At 75.0% G+C, this 14,297-nt stretch carries 10 protein-coding genes and 1 tRNA gene; 7 read left to right on the top strand and 4 right to left on the bottom strand.

Going from position 1 to position 14,297, the window contains the following annotated elements:
- Positions 1-115: 115 nt before the first annotated feature.
- A complete protein-coding gene (locus IE329_RS40540) occupies positions 116-1,249 on the bottom strand; it encodes a peptidoglycan-binding protein (protein ID WP_229927394.1) in 1,134 nt (377 codons plus the stop codon).
- A 285-nt stretch (positions 1,250-1,534) separates the two neighbouring features.
- Here IE329_RS40540 and IE329_RS13030 point away from each other — a divergent pair, with 285 nt between their 5' ends.
- Positions 1,535-2,197: an HAD family hydrolase gene (locus tag IE329_RS13030; RefSeq protein WP_190210998.1), complete on the top strand. Its 663-nt coding sequence runs from the start codon at positions 1,535-1,537 to the stop codon at positions 2,195-2,197.
- A 354-nt stretch (positions 2,198-2,551) separates the two neighbouring features.
- On the opposite strand, the gene IE329_RS13025 is transcribed toward IE329_RS13030, so the two are convergent.
- Both IE329_RS13025 and IE329_RS13020 read right to left on the bottom strand, forming a co-directional pair.
- Positions 2,552-2,639: transfer RNA gene (locus IE329_RS13025), tRNA-Ser, on the bottom strand.
- 89 nt (positions 2,640-2,728) lie between these two features.
- Complete coding sequence (locus IE329_RS13020) at positions 2,729-4,525, bottom strand: S1C family serine protease (RefSeq protein WP_190210997.1); 1,797 nt, start codon at positions 4,523-4,525, stop codon at positions 2,729-2,731.
- Between the two features lie 438 nt (positions 4,526-4,963).
- Between IE329_RS13020 and IE329_RS13015 the strand changes: the two genes are divergently transcribed.
- The 4 genes from IE329_RS13015 (at position 4,964) to IE329_RS13000 (ending at position 9,354) form a co-directional block, all read left to right on the top strand.
- Positions 4,964-6,307 carry a purine-cytosine permease family protein gene (locus tag IE329_RS13015; protein ID WP_229927393.1) on the top strand — a complete coding sequence of 448 codons (1,344 nt, stop codon included), beginning with the start codon at positions 4,964-4,966 and terminating at the stop codon, positions 6,305-6,307.
- A 138-nt stretch (positions 6,308-6,445) separates the two neighbouring features.
- Positions 6,446-7,270 (top strand): glycerophosphodiester phosphodiesterase family protein, encoded by an 825-nt coding sequence (locus IE329_RS13010; RefSeq protein ID WP_190210995.1) that lies wholly within the window; start codon positions 6,446-6,448, stop codon positions 7,268-7,270.
- A gap of 312 nt (positions 7,271-7,582) precedes the next feature.
- Positions 7,583-8,245, top strand: coding sequence for an ATP-binding protein (locus tag IE329_RS13005; RefSeq protein ID WP_373311168.1), 663 nt, complete (start codon positions 7,583-7,585; stop codon positions 8,243-8,245).
- 113 nt (positions 8,246-8,358) lie between these two features.
- Positions 8,359-9,354 (top strand): DUF5926 family protein, encoded by a 996-nt coding sequence (locus tag IE329_RS13000; RefSeq protein WP_190210994.1) that lies wholly within the window; start codon positions 8,359-8,361, stop codon positions 9,352-9,354.
- A 406-nt stretch (positions 9,355-9,760) separates the two neighbouring features.
- Here IE329_RS13000 and IE329_RS12995 read toward each other — a convergent pair whose 3' ends face one another.
- Positions 9,761-10,396, bottom strand: coding sequence for a bifunctional DNA primase/polymerase (locus IE329_RS12995; protein WP_190210993.1), 636 nt, complete (start codon positions 10,394-10,396; stop codon positions 9,761-9,763).
- A 622-nt stretch (positions 10,397-11,018) separates the two neighbouring features.
- On the opposite strand from IE329_RS12995, the gene IE329_RS12990 reads away from it, so the two are divergent.
- A complete protein-coding gene (locus tag IE329_RS12990; RefSeq protein ID WP_190210992.1) occupies positions 11,019-12,539 on the top strand; it encodes a PP2C family protein-serine/threonine phosphatase in 1,521 nt (506 codons plus the stop codon).
- 134 nt (positions 12,540-12,673) lie between these two features.
- Positions 12,674-14,167 (top strand): aminopeptidase P family protein, encoded by a 1,494-nt coding sequence (locus IE329_RS12985; protein WP_190210991.1) that lies wholly within the window; start codon positions 12,674-12,676, stop codon positions 14,165-14,167.
- Positions 14,168-14,297: the final 130 nt, after the last annotated feature.

Raw genomic sequence — 14,297 nt, 5'->3', positions numbered from 1 at the left:
CTGGACAGCCTCACACGGTGTCATGGTCAAGCCCGCCCTCCCCGACGCCTCCGCCGCCCTCCCGGGCCGGGTGCCACCGCCCCTCCCCCCGCCCGGCCCGTGACCGCTCCGCCGGTCAGTCCGTGACGGTGAAGCCGTGCCGGTCGCCGAGTTCGGTCAGGCTGCGCTGGCCGGGGATGCCGTCCGCCTGGGCGCCCTGGTAGCCCAGCCGCCGCTGGAACCCGGCGTACGCCTCGATGGTCCTGGTGCCGAGCGAGCCGTCCACCCAGACCGGGTCGAGGAGCCCCTCGTCGACCAGCGCCTGCTCGACGATCCGGACCTCGTCGCCGTACGTCCGGTGCCCCTGCTCCGCGCCCGGGTCGGTGCGGGCGGCGGCCCGGACGTGCGCCAGCGAGACGACCCGCGGGGCGGGGAGGTGCCCGAGCAGGCCGCGCAGCGAGGACTCGCCCGGGACGCCGTCCGCGTCGGCGCCGGAGTAGCCGAGCGAGCGCTGGTAGTCGGCGTAGTTGAGGGTGTCCGGGTCCCGCCAGTCCTCGTCCGGGCCGCTCCGGTAGTGGGTGCCGAAGCCGTGGGCGACCAGCGCCTCGCCCACCTCGCGGACGTGCGGGCCGTGCGCGCCGTAGCCGTAGACCAGGCCGCCGATCGTCACCTGGTAGCGGGCGACGGCGGGCTCCGGGGCCGGCGGGGGCGGGGTGGGGGTGCGCGGGGTGGGCAGCGGGCCGCCGCCGGCCCGGGCGACGATCCCGGGGAGGACCGCCTCCAGGAACTGGCGCACCCGGGCGTCGCCGGGGCAGGCGGTGCCGCCGTCCGACCACTGCGGGAACAGCCGGTGGTACCCGTACCCCGGGTCGTCCCAGGTGCGGCAGACGCGGAGCGGGATGCCGTGCTGCTGGTGCATCCAGACACCGAGCCGGATCAGCGTCTCGACCTGGGCGTCCGTCCAGGGGTCGGTGTGCTGGAGGTTGGACGCGCTCTCGACGGACACCGCGCCGGTGCCGTCGGGGCGGCGGTTGGCGTACATGTTCGCGTCGGCGCGGGTCTGCGTGCCGATGTACTGCGCGATCGCGCCGTCGTACCCGAGGCCGAAGTGGCTCTCCAGGTTCGTGCTGTCCCGCCAGTACTCGAAGATCCGCTGCGGCGTCCACGGCGCAGCGATGCTGTGCAGGATCAACTGGGTCGGGACGATGGCCGGCTGGCCGTCGGATTCGGGTTGCAGCTCCATGCGCTCAGCGCCGGGGTACCAGGCCATGAGGTGCCTCCTGGACATGCCGAAGTTCCCGGCACGACGGCCGGGACGTGGTGCGCGGACTGTTCGCCCGCGATCCACCAGCGAACGGCAAAACCGGAACGTCGGCCCTCAGATCGTATTCAAACCACCCGATCGAGGCACCCGGCGAGTCTCCTGGGGCTGATGATCCGAACAATCGCGCACGCCACCGACGGCCGAGCGAAGCCTGCCCCGACCTGCGTCGGAACGGGTGGTGACGCCGTGTCGGCCACCGGCGGACGGCGCCGCCGCCCTAGGGTCGGCGGCATGCCCAAGCTCGTCCTGATCGACCTCGACCACACCCTGATCGAGCGCCGGGTCCCGGTGGCGGACTCGGTCGCCCGCTTCTGCGCGGCCCGCGGCCTCGGCCAGGACGCCGCCCGCCGCCTGGCCGCCGCCCTGAAGGACCGCACCTCCCCCGACACCTTCGCCGCCCTGCGCGAGCCGCTCGGCCTGCCCGGGAGCACCGAGGAGCTCTGGGCCGCCTACGTCGCCGCCCTCGCCGCCGACGTCACCCACGAACCCGCGACGCTGACCGGCCTGGACCGGCTCCGGGCGGCCGGCTGGACGGTCGGCGTCCTCAGCAACGGCGTCACCGACGTCCAGCGCGCCAAGATCCACGCGGCCGGCATCCACCACCACGTGGACGCCGTCTGCATCTCCGAGGAGGCCGGCGCCCGCAAGCCCGACCCGGAGGTCTTCCGGATCGCCGCCGAACGCTGCGGCCTCCCCCTCTCCTCCGCCACCTGGATGGTCGGCAACAACCCCGCCACCGACATCACCGGCGCCACCGCCGCCGGCATCCGCTCCCTCTGGATCTCCGCCGGCCGCCCCTGGACCGCCGACCAGCCGGCCACCCCCGACCACATCGAGGACGACGTGGCGGGGGCGGCGGGACACCTGCTGGCCCTGACGGGTGCGGGAGGCTGACGGGCCTACGGCCGGGGCTGGTGCCGACCGCCGGACCCCGGTCACCCGCCGCGCGACGCCCGCCCGGCGACGCGGGCCTGCCGGTGGAGCGCGGCCGAGCTGGGGCTCCGGCCCAGGACCGGCGGCCGCGGGCCCGGAGCGACCCGGCCCGGGCCGTCGCGGCCCCGGGAGCGGAGGAAGTGCCGGCCAAGATCGGGCGGACCTGCCCGGCCCGGCGGGCGGCGCCCGCCACAGGGACCCGGTCCATGCCGGCCAGGAGCACCGCTCAGGTTGGACGGGCGAGGCCGGGCAACGCGAAGGGCGGGTACCGGTGAGTTGCCGATACCCGCCCTGAGCAGGTGTTTCTCCTACCAGCGGAGAGCGTGGGATTCGAACCCACGGTGACGGGTCACGCCACGACAGTTTTCAAGACTGTTCCCTTAGGCCGCTCGGGCAGCTCTCCAGGCGGAGGTCAGCCTAACGGGTCCGGCGGGGTTCGGTGCACCTGGTTTGCCGGGTGGGTGGGAGGTGGCGCCGGGGCGCCGCCCGGGGTCAGTTGTCGCCGGTGCGCTCGCCGAGGGTGACCTTGGTGGTGCCGGTCTTGCCGTCGCGGACGTACTCCACGTCGACCGTCTCGCCGGGCTTGTGCGTCCAGATCTTGCTGACCAGGGCCGGGCCGTTCTCGATCGGGCTGCCGCCGAGCTTGGTGATGACGTCACCGGGCTTGAGGCCGGCCTTGTCGGCGGCGCCGCCGGGGGTGACGGCGGGGGTGCCCTGGACGGCGTTGGTCTGGATCTGCGCGCCGTCGCCCTTGTAGTCGTCGTTGCGCAGCACGTCGAGCTTGGCGTACACCGGGCGGCCGGTCTTGATCAGGGTGTCGGCGACCCACTTGGCCTGGTTGATCGGGATGGCGAAGCCGAGGCCGATGCTGCCGGCCCGGCCGCTGCCCGAGGAGTTGGACTGGATGGCCGAGTTGATGCCGATCACGGCGCCGGCGCCGTCCAGCAGCGGGCCGCCGGAGTTCCCGGGGTTGATCGAGGCGTCGGTCTGCAGGGCGTTCATGTACGAGGCCTGCGCGCCGGTCTCGTCGCCGGAGGCGACCGGGCGGTCCTTGGCGCTGACGATGCCGGTGGTGACGGTGGACTCCAGGCCGTACGGCGCGCCGATCGCGATGGTCGCGTCGCCGACGTTGACCTTGTCGGAGTCGCCGAGCGGGAGCGGGCTGAGCTTGTCCTTCGGCGGGTTGTCCAGCTTGACCACGGCCACGTCGTAGCCCTCGGCGCGGCCGAGCACCGAGGCGGTGTAGGACGAGCCGTCGGCGAACTTGACGGTCAGTTTGCCGCCGTTCGCGGCCGGGGCGACCACGTGGTTGTTGGTGAGGATGTGGCCCTCGGTGTCGAAGACGAAGCCGGTGCCGGTGCCGGACTCGGTGCTGCTCTGCGCCTTGATGGTGACGGTGCTGGGCAGCGCCTTCTGGGCGATGGCGGCGACCGAGCCGGGGGCGGCCTCGTTCTTCTGGGTGTTGCCGGCCGGGACGGTGGTGCTGCGGTGGTCGTTGGCGGAGCTGACCGTGTCGCCGTTGTCGGTGACCGCGACGCCGACGGCGCCGCCCGCCACGCCGGCCACCAGGGCGACCGCCGCGATCAGGGCGACCAGGCCGCCGCGCTTCTTGCGCGGACCGCCGGGCGCCGCGCCCGGGTACTGGCCCGGGTAACCGGGGCCGCCGGGCAGGCCGGGCCCGCCCGGGCCGCCGTAGGTGCCACCGGCACCGGCGTCCTGGGCGCCCCAGCCGCCGAGCGGCTGTCCGGCGCCGAACGGGTGGTGGCCGTGCTCGGCCGGGGTGCCGGGCGGCGGGCCGTACGGGTCGGCGGCGGGGCCCTGGCCGGGCGCGGGCGCGGCCGCGTACGGGCCGGCGGCGACCGGGACGGGTGCCGCGTACGGGTCGGCCGCGGGGGCCGGGGCCGCGTACGGGTCGGCCGCCGGGGCGGGGGTGGCGTACGGGTTGGCCGGCGGCGGCGCGTCCAGGTAGGACGGGGCCGCGGGGGCCGCGGGGGCGGCCGGGGCGGCCGGGGGCAGCACCGGCGGCGGCGCGTCCAGGTAGGACGGGGCGGCCGGGGCAACAGGTGCGGCGGGTGCCACTGGCGACCCGGGTGCGGCCGGCTCGGGCTCGCTCAGCTTGCCGAAGGCCAGCGTCCGCGGGGAGTCCCCGGCGGGCGGCGTACCGGCACCCGCCGCGGCGGCCGCGGGCTGCTGCGCCGGGCCGTCGGACGCCGGACCCACCGCCCCGTGACCGCCGGAGGGCTGCCCCTCCTGCGGTCCGGTGGACCCACTCTCGCGCTCGGTGCTCACTGACGACCTCCATAGCTGACAGGACCAAGAAGCATAGTTTTTCGTATGCGGGATTCGATTGCCGTAAGGGGCCCTCTGAAGAACTCATAAGAATCCTTAGCCGGACCGAACACCGGCGCCCGTCAGGGCCCACGCGTCCCGCGATGCGGACGGCCCGCGGCCCCGGCCTTGGCGTTCCACCCGGCTCCCGCTAGCCTGTCGCTTCAATCTGAACACGCGGGAGCTTGGACCCCTTCCAGGCTGAGAGTGCGCTGGTCGACCGTACGCCACGGTAGTCGTGGAGGGCGGGCGAGGGAGCGCTGACCGCCGGAACCTGTCCGGGTAATGCCGGCGTAGGGAGTATCGGCCATGCCGTCTGCTTCGCCATCCTCTTCTTCGGACGCGTCGGCGTCCACGGAATTCCCCGCTCCTCCGGAAGGCCTTCACACGGACGTCGCCGTGCTGGACCGTCCGGAGGCCCACGGGCGCGCCGAGGCGCCGCTCGTCCTCGACACCGAGCCGCCGCGCACCCTGTCCTTCAAGGACCAGTTCGCGCTCTGGCTCAACCTGGGCGTCAGCCTGATCGGCTTCAGCACCGCCGCGACCGTGCTGGGCGCCCCGGGCTCGGAGATGTCCTTCACGGCCGCCGTGGTCGCGATCCTGGCCGGCACCGTGATCGGCACCGCCGCGCTCGGCGTCGCCGCCCTGATCGGGGCGAAGACCGGTGCGCCGGCGATGGCCAACCTGCGCGGGCTGTTCGGCACGAGGCTGAGCTACCTGCCGACGGTGCTGAACATCGCCCAGTGCGTCGGCTGGGGCGTCTTCGAGCTCACCGTGATCGCGCAGGGCGCCCAGACGGTGGCCGGCACCGACGGCTACCGCTGGCTGTTCGTCCTGCTGGCCGGGTCGCTCACCACCGTGCTGACGATCTGGCCGCTGGGCTCGATCGCCGTCCTGCGCAAGTACGTGGCCGTCGCGGTGGCCGTGGCGATGGTGTACTTCACCGTCCAGCTGGGCCGCCAGGGCTTCCCGGACCCGGGGGCGGGCAACTGGCACGGTTTCCTGCCCGCGACCGACGCCGTCATCGCGCTGTCGATCTCCTTCGTGCCGCTGGCCGCCGACTACACCCGGCACTCGCGCACCGCCGCGGCCTCCTTCTGGGGCACCTTCTCCGGCTACACCGTCGCCCAGGTCTGGTGCTACGTGCTGGGCCTGATCGCGCTGCTGCAGTCCGGCGGGGACACCGAGAAGATCTTCTCCTCGTTCACCGGGGTCTGGGCCGGCTGGGCCTTCCTGCTGGTGCTGGTGCTGCGCGAGACCGACCAGTCCTTCGCGAACGTGTACTCGACCGCGATGTCGGTGCACAACCTCTTCCCGCGGGTCGACCGGCGGCTGCTGACCGGCGGGATCGGCGTGCTGACCACCGTCCTCGCCCTGCAGATCAAGGAATTCACCGCCTCGTACTACAACTTCCTCGGCCTGATCGGCTCGGTCTTCGTGCCGCTGTTCGCGGTGCTGGCGGTGGACTACTTCTTCGGCGCCGGGCGCCGCGGCTGGGACCTCTCCGAGCGGGCGCCCTCGCGCTGGCTGATGCTGCTGCCGTGGGCACTGGGCTTCGCGGTCTACCAGTTCATCGCCCCGACCGCGATCACCAGCTGGTGGGTGGACCTCTGGACGGACGCGCAGAGCGCCCTGCACTTCACCCCGCAGGAATGGACCTCGGCCTCGCTGTTCGGCTTCCTGGTGCCCGCGCTGGTCACCCTGGCCCTCACCCCGCTGACCGGGGACCGCCAGGCCGGCTGACCGGCTGACCCTGGCCGGCCCGGCGACCGGCCCGGCGACCGGCCCGACCTCCCGGATTGCGCCACCACGGCGACGGCGGCCCCGCAGGTTGGGGCCGCCGTCGCCGTTCCGTCATCCGGGCCGCCTATCGTTGGCGCTGTGACCAGCGCCGACCTGTCCCCCGCGACCGCCCGCACCGCGCAGCCCGTCCAGGTGGTGGCCCACCGCGGCTCCTCCCGGGCGCTGCCCGAGCACACCCTGGCCGCGTACCGGCGGGCCCTGGCGGAGGGCGCCGACGCCTTCGAGTGCGACGTCCGGGTGACCGCGGACGGGCAGCTGGTCTGCGTGCACGACCGGCGGATCCAGCGGACCTCGGACGGACGCGGGGCGGTCTCCGCGATGACCCTGGCCCAGTTGGAGGCGTACGACTTCGGCTCCTGGAAGGACGGGGCGGGGGCGGCGGACCCGGAGGCGCGGGCGGTGCTGCGGCTGGACAGCCTGCTGGAGCTGGTGGCCGACTGCGGCCGCCGGGTCGACCTGGCGATCGAGACCAAGCACCCGGTCCGGTTCCGCGGCCGGGTGGAGTCGGAACTGCTGAAGGCACTGGCCCGGTACGGGATCTCGGGGCCCGGCGGGAATCCGGAGAGCCGCCCGCAGGCCCGGATCATGAGCTTCTCCGCACTGGCCCTGGGCCGGGTGCGGCGGGCCGCGCCGGAGTTCTCCCGGGTGTTCCTGTTCGACCGGATGCTGCCGCTGCGGCTGCGGCCGGGCGCCTCGCTGCCGGGCGGCGCGACCATCGCCGGGCCCGGGATCGACCTGGTGCGGGCCCGCCCCGGGCTGGTGCCGGCGCTGCGCCGGGCCGGGCACCAGGTGCACGTCTGGACGGTGGACGAGCCGGCCGACGTGGAGCTCTGCCTGGAGCTGGGCGTCTCCGCGATCATCACCAACCGCCCGGCCGAGGTGCTGGCACAGCTCGGCCGCTGACGGATCGAGGGCCGGCGGGTCGGGCGCCGGCGGGTCGGTCCGCCGACCGGTAGGACGCTGACACGGCGGAGCCGACCGGCCGGGCGGTGAGGCGGCCCCGGGACGCGGCGCGGCCACTGTCCGGTTTCCGGTGGGTTCCGCGGGACGGAACACATTCAATGTCCGGAATGTACCGAGGGTGAGCGCGGAATCACCTCGCGCTGCTGGTTTGCCGTTCGTCTTGAAATGTCCGCGCAGGATCGCCCCGCGGCCGTTTCCGACCCATTCCCAAGGGGCATCCATCCCTCGGCATACGCTGAAGGAGGTCCGGGGGTGGCGTTGATGGTGGCACGCGAAGTGCCGACTTCATCGACCATGGCGGTGCCGCACGGCCCGGCCAGCGTCGGGGTCGCGCGGCGTCGGCTGCGTCGGGATCTCGGCGAACGACAAATACCGGACACGGTCGTGGACGACGCGGTTCTGATTCTCTCGGAACTGCTCAGCAACGCCTGTCGGTACGCCAGACCGCTCGGCCGGCTGCTGGACCTGGGCCGGGACACCGAGGCGGAGCTGGTCGACGAGGTGCTGGTGGCGGTGCCCTCGCGGCAGCCGGCCGGCGCCCGGTCCAACGGCTTCCAGGCCGGCGGCTTCCAGCCCAACGGCTTCCAGTCCAACGGGCATCCGGCCGACGGGCTTCGGGGCCACGACGCGGACGACGGCGAGAGCGCCGAGGAGCCCGGCGGCGTCCTGGTCCGCTGGGGCCTGCATCCGGACGGGATGCTCACCCTGGAGGTCACCGACGGCGGTGCGCCGACCCGGCCGATCCCGTCCAGTCCTTCGCTGACCTCGCGCGGCGGACGCGGACTCAGCATCGTCGGCCAACTGGCCAGCGACTGGGGCGTGCGGGATCTCCCGGGCGAGGTGACCGTCTGGGCCGCACTGCCCGTCCGGGGCAGGCACGCCCGGCGGGGCGGGAGCGACGCGCGAAGCGCGTGAGGAAACCTCAGTAGGCTTCCGGGAGCACGACCGACCGGCCGGCCGGGATGGGTGACGCCATCCCCGGCGGCCGCCGGTCCCAAGAAATTCACCGTTCCCGGGAGAGCCGCACCATGGGCAAGAAGGCCGCCAAGAAGGCGCCGCAGCGCAGCCAGTCCGCCACCGCCACGACCTCCGCCACCGGCGGGATCCCCGTGGTCGGAGCCCGGGAGGACTGCCCCTGCGGGTCGGGCCGCCGGTACAAGGCCTGTCACGGCCGGGAGGCGTCGCACGCCGTCCAGGAGCTGGTGCACCGTCCGTTCGAGGGCCTGTCGGGCGAGGCCGACTGGGTCGCGCTGCGCGAGCTGGTGCCGGCCGCCACGGTGCCGCTGACGCTGGCCGCCGGTGTGGTCGACGAGGCCACCGGCGACGTCCCGTCGGTGACCCTGGCGACCGTGCTGCCGCTGGCCTGGCCGGCCCTGCGCCGCCAGGACGGTTCGATCCTGCTGGGCCTGCAGACCCAGTCCTCCTCCGGCGACCTGAGCCGTGACCTGGCGGACGCCCTGGAGCTGGCCCTGACCGCCGAGCCCGGCGCCCCGGTGCCCTCCCGCCGGACCGTCCCGGGCGGCCGCCGCCTCCAGGACCTGCTGGACGCGTCGGCCCCGTTCACGCCGGCCGTGCACACCGGCTTCGAGTTCTGGCTGGAGGACGCCGAGTCCGCCACCGGCGAGGTCGCCGCCTCGCTGGAGCGGGCCAACGCCTCGGCCATCCCGACCGAGAAGCTGTCCGGCGTGGACTCCGCCTACTGGTGCGGCACCCCGGACAAGAACCACCTGCGCTGGGTGATGACCGTCCCCGAGGAGCAGCTGCTGGACGCGCTGGCCCGGCTGACCGCCGCCGACCTGTCCTCGATCGGCCCGGACACCCGCCTGGTCGGCTCGTTCCGGGCGCACGGGCTGACCGTCCCGGTCTGGGACCTGCCGCTGGAGATGACGGCCGCCGACTGCGAGAAGCCGGCCGCCGAGTTCGCCGAGCGGCTCGCCGCCACGCTGGCCGACCCGGCCCCGTTGACGACCGAAGAGCGGCGCGCCCGCGCCAACTTGGTGAACCGTCAGGTAACGCTGAACTGACGGCATGTGATACGCGTCACAATCCGGCCGTCGCCCGCAATTTCCGGGCGGCGGCCGGGTCTTGGAAATTGGCGCGGCCGCGGATCCTTGTTACTGTTTAAACAGTCCGGTCGCTGGTGCATCCCCCGTCGCCAGCGGCCGGATTTTTTCGTGCCCGGCGCCGGCCCGGCCGACCGCCCCGAAACGACCGCCGACACCCGGCGCGGACACCGCCGCGGACGCCGGCGCGACAGTGGAAATCCCGCCCGACGGAGCCGGCCCGACAACTGGCCCGGCTGCCGGGCCGACAGCCGGGAACGGCCCCGGGCGGGTGCCCGGAGCCGTTGCCGAGGAGAGCCGGCCGGACAGCACCGGCCGAGCCGCACCGGCCGGACCGGGCCGACGGGCGCGACCCCGGAAACAGGCCCTAGAACCGCGGCCGGCCGCTGTCCTGCTTGGCCGTCGCCGCCACGAGTTCCTCCAGCATCGGCCCGACCTCCGGCAGCCGCACCCCGCCGCCCTCCAGCCGCTCCGGCGCCAGCACCCAGCGGACCCGGCCCCGGTCGCACCCCGGCGGCAGCGCCAGGTATCCCCCGGGCCCGTGGTAGCGCATCGAACCCGGGACCCACGGCTGCTGCGCCAGCAGCTCGGCCAGCGCGTCCAGCGAGTACGGGGCCACCAGCAGCGTGTACCGGCCCGGCGTGGCCAGCACCGGGCCGAGCGGCATCCGCAGCGCCTCGAAGTAGGCGAGCGCCCTGGCCGCCGCCGGGGCAGGCAGGCTGACCGCCGAGACCGCCCGGCCGGTGGCGACCAGGACCGGCGCGTCCGGGCTCTGCCGCTCCCACCACCAGCGCACCATCCGGGCGTCGGTGGTGGCCGCCAGCAGCTCCGGGTCGTGCGGGTGCGCTCCCGGCACCGGGCAGTCGGGGCTGTCGCAGGAGCAACGGCCGCCGGGTGCCCCCGCGCCCGGCACCACGGGCCAGCGGTACTCCACGGCGGCCTCCAGGGCCGCGGCCAGCCGCGCGGAGCGGCCCTCCTGCCGGTCTCGCCTGGTCTCACGCATGGGCGCTCGTTCCTTTCCGTGACCGCTGGGGCTTGCCGGCCCCGACGGAGCCATACGGCCGCAAGGGCCGGCCATCACCGCAGCCGCGCCGTACCGCACGCGACGTGGAACACGACATGGAACAGGACTTGAAAAGGGCCCCTGAGAGGTCGGCCCCTGGAACGAGAATCCCTCATGCGACCAGATGGACGCCGCTCAGACGCCCCTGGTTCCACCGTACGAGTGAGTGACCCGCGACCGGCCCGGGCCACGGGCCGCGCAGGCATACGATCCGGACGGCCACCGGTTCGGTCGTCGGGACCGGCGGGCCGCGAAACACCGTCCCTGCCTGTCTTGCCCGCTCTCCGGGCTTCCATGCCGACCGGCCGGTACCCGGTGCGGGCCGGCCGGCCCGGTGCGGCCCGCGCCCGGCCGCTCCGGGACCGGCTCCGGGAAATGCCCCGAATGGCCGGTCCAGAAGTAGGGCCGATGCTGTCGATCAATGACGAGTAGTGCCGAGAAATGACGAGTAGTGCCGAGCGGTGACGCCTGACGGCGATTCGCAGCGACCGAAGGCGAAGCAACGGCTCGGCCGGACTTGGGGGTATCGCATGACACGTACCACCGTGCTGGGAGAAACGGCATGACCGAGCCCCACCCGTCCGCCGCCAGGCTGCGCACCACGCAGCCGCTCACGGCGGCCGCCGCCCCCGGCGACCTCGGCCACGGCAGCCGGCTCCCGCTGCTCGACCTCCCGCCCGCGGCCCCGCCGGCCGGGCCGGGCCCGTACGCCGCCGCCAGCGGCCCGGCCGGGCCCCCGGAGCCGGCCGGCGCACCCGCCGCCGAGGCCGGCCCGGACGGGCTGACCGGCGCCCTGGCCGACCTCACCGAGCTGTACGAGCACACCGCGCTGCTCGCCCGCGCCCGCGGCGCGGAGGCCGCCCTGGCGGCCCTGCTCGGCTCCGGGGCCGCCCTGCTCGGTGCCCGCCGGGGCTTCGTGGTCATCGGGTCGCCGGGCGGCGTGAGCCGGCCCGTCGGCCTCGGCCTGGACCGCTCCGCCCTCGGCGCGCTGGAGACCGTACCCGCCGACCACGGCCCCTTCGGCGGCCTGCTGCGCCCGCACGGCCGCCCCCGCCAGGTGCTGCACCCGGACCTGGCCGGCCCCGCGACCCCCGCCCGGCTGCGCGAGGTGGCCGGGCAGCTCGGCCTCGGCGCCAGCGTCGGGCTGCCGCTCAGCACCGAGGAGGACGGCCCGCCGGCCGCCGCCGTGTGGTTCTACGACGGCCCCGCCGAGCCGGACGAACGACGGCTGCGGCTCGCCCGCGCCTACTGCGAGGCCGCGGCCCCGCTGCTGGCCGGGCAGCTGGAGGCGGACCGGGCCCGGCGGGCCGGCGAGGCGCTGCGCCGGGGCCTGCTGCCGGACCGCCTCCCCCGGCTGCCGGGCGTGCGGCTGGCCGCCCGCTGCGTGCCCGCCGGGCTCGACCGGTCCACCGGCAGCGACTGGTACGACGCCATCGCCCTGCCGGACGGCACCCTCGGCCTGAGCGTCGGCAGCGTCTCCGGCGACGGGCCCGGCGCGGGCCCCGGCTCCGCCCCCGGCGCGGCCGCCGCGATGGGCCGGGTCCGGGCCGCCCTGCGGGCCTACGCGGTGCTGGAGGGCGAGGACCCGGTCTCCGTCCTCGGCGACCTGGAGCTGCTGCTCAAGACCACCGAGCCGGCCCGCAGCGCCACCGCCGTCTACGCCTGGGTCGAACCGGACGAGCGCCGGATCACCCTGGCCGGCGCCGGGCACTGCCCCCCGGTGCTGGTCACCCGGCACGGCGCGAACTTCGTCGAGACCTCGCTGTCCGCGCCGCTCGGCATGCTCAGCTGCTGGGAGGCGCCCGGCGTGGAGCTGGACGCCGAGCGCGGCGACCTCCTGGTGCTCTACACCGAGGGCGTGGCGCGGCGCTTCGGCCCGACCCTGCACGCGGGCCAGAGCGCGCTGCGCCGGGCGGCGGCGGACGCCCCGCGCGACGTGCGGACCGACCCGGACCGGCTCTGCGCCCACCTGCTGGCCTGCTCCGCCCCGGCCGGTGCCCCCGGTACCCCCGGCGTCGCCGGCGGCACCGGTCCGGACACCGGCACCGACGACCTGGTGCTGCTGGCCGCCCGCTTCGAGTAGGCCGCCCGGGCGGTCCGGCCGCCGCCCCCGAACGGGTGAACGAGCGGCCGTCCGTACCATGGGACGGACGGCCGCCCACGGGTGTCGCGATCCGACGCGTCCGGGGCGGCGAGACTCGCAAGGAGGCGACGTACGTGACCGAGGACCGTACCCCGGCAGTGGCCGAGAACCCCGAGGCCGCCGGAACCGATGGGGACGAACGGCCCAAGGGCCGCAAGAACGGCCTCTACGACGAGGTGTCCGACGAACTCGCCGCCTCGATGAAGACCGGCTGGGACGACACCGAGCTGCACGGCCTCGCCCCGGTCGCCCAGGCCGGCTACGCCGCCGAGCGCCGCGCCAAGCTGTCCGCCGCCTACCCGGGCGAGCGGCTGGTCGTCCCCGCCGGGAACCTGCGGGTGCGCGCCAACGACACCGAGTACGCCTTCCGCGCCGCCAGCGAGTACGTGCACCTCACCGGTGACCGGACCGAGGACGCGGTGCTGGTCGCCGAGCCGGCCGGCGCCACCGGCCACGACTTCTCGCTCTACCTGCTGCCCCGCTCGAACCGCGAGAACGGCGAGTTCTGGCTGGACGGCAACGGCGAGCTCTGGGTCGGCCGCCGGCACAGCCTGGACGAGGCCCAGCAGCTGTACGGCCTGCCCGCCCGGGACGTCCGCAAGGCCGCCGAGGAGCTCAAGGCCGCCGCCCCCGCGCCCACCCGGATCGTCCGCGGCTACGACGCCGGCCTGGAGGCCGCGCTCGCCGGCGTCCTGGACGAGGACAAGGACACCGAGCTCAAGGAGTTCCTGAGCGGGCTGCGCCTGGTCAAGGACGAGTGGGAGATCGGCGAGCTGCGGGCCGCCTGCACCGCCACGGTCAACGGCTTCACCGACGTGGTCCGCGAGCTCGGCCAGGCCGTGGCCACCTCCGAGCGCTGGATCGAGGGCACCTTCTGGCGCCGCGCCCGGGTCGAGGGCAACGACGTCGGCTACGGCTCCATCTGCGCCGCCGGCCCGCACGCCACCACCCTGCACTGGGTCCGCAACGACGGCGACGTCCGCCCCGGCGAGCTGCTGCTGCTCGACGCCGGCGTGGAGACCAACACCCTCTACACCGCCGACGTCACCCGCACGCTGCCGATCAACGGCCGCTTCGACGAGCTGCAGCGCAAGATCTACCAGGCCGTCTACGACGCCCAGGAGGCCGGCATCGCCGCGGTGAGGCCCGGCGGCCGGTTCCGCGACTTCCACGACGCCTCGCAGCGGGTGCTCGCCGAGCGGCTGCTCGCCTGGGGCCTGCTCGACGCCACCGTCTACGACGTCGAGAAGGTGCTGGAGCTGGGCCTGCAGCGCCGCTGGACCCTGCACGGCACCGGCCACATGCTCGGCCTGGACGTCCACGACTGCGCCCAGGCCCGCCGCGAGTCGTACGTCGACGCCCTGCTGGAGCCCGGCATGGTGCTGACCGTGGAGCCCGGCCTGTACTTCCAGCAGGACGACCTGACCGTCCCGGCGGAGTACCGCGGCATCGGCGTCCGGATCGAGGACGACATCCTGGTCACCGCCGACGGCAACGAGAACCTGTCCGCCGGGCTGCCCCGCCGGGCCGACGAGGTCGAGGCCTGGATGGCGTCCCTGACGGGCTGACCGCCGCCTCGCGTACGACGGCGCGGGCCCGCCCCCGGACCCTCGGGGGCGGGCCCGCGCCGTCGTACGTGCCCGCGGAACGGCTCGGCCGGCGTACTCGGGCGCGACCTCGGCGCTCGGGGCGCGGTGC

Origin of the sequence: Kitasatospora indigofera (assembly GCF_014655955.1) — a bacterium.
In the GTDB taxonomy this organism is placed as follows: Bacteria; Actinomycetota; Actinomycetes; order Streptomycetales; family Streptomycetaceae; genus Kitasatospora; species Kitasatospora indigofera.
Note: the sequence above shows the minus strand (reverse complement) of the source record. Positions and strands in the feature narration are given on the sequence as shown.

What these genes read in the sequence shown, in the direction of transcription:
- IE329_RS40540 (WP_229927394.1), bottom strand. Translation starts at nt 1,249, where the DNA reads ATGGCCTGGTACCCCGGCGCTGAGCGCATGGAGCTGCAACCCGAATCC.
- IE329_RS13030 (WP_190210998.1), top strand. Translation starts at nt 1,535, where the DNA reads ATGCCCAAGCTCGTCCTGATCGACCTCGACCACACCCTGATCGAGCGC.
- IE329_RS13000 (WP_190210994.1), top strand. Translation starts at nt 8,359, where the DNA reads ATGGGCAAGAAGGCCGCCAAGAAGGCGCCGCAGCGCAGCCAGTCCGCC.
- IE329_RS12995 (WP_190210993.1), bottom strand. Translation starts at nt 10,396, where the DNA reads ATGCGTGAGACCAGGCGAGACCGGCAGGAGGGCCGCTCCGCGCGGCTG.
- IE329_RS12990 (WP_190210992.1), top strand. Translation starts at nt 11,019, where the DNA reads ATGACCGAGCCCCACCCGTCCGCCGCCAGGCTGCGCACCACGCAGCCG.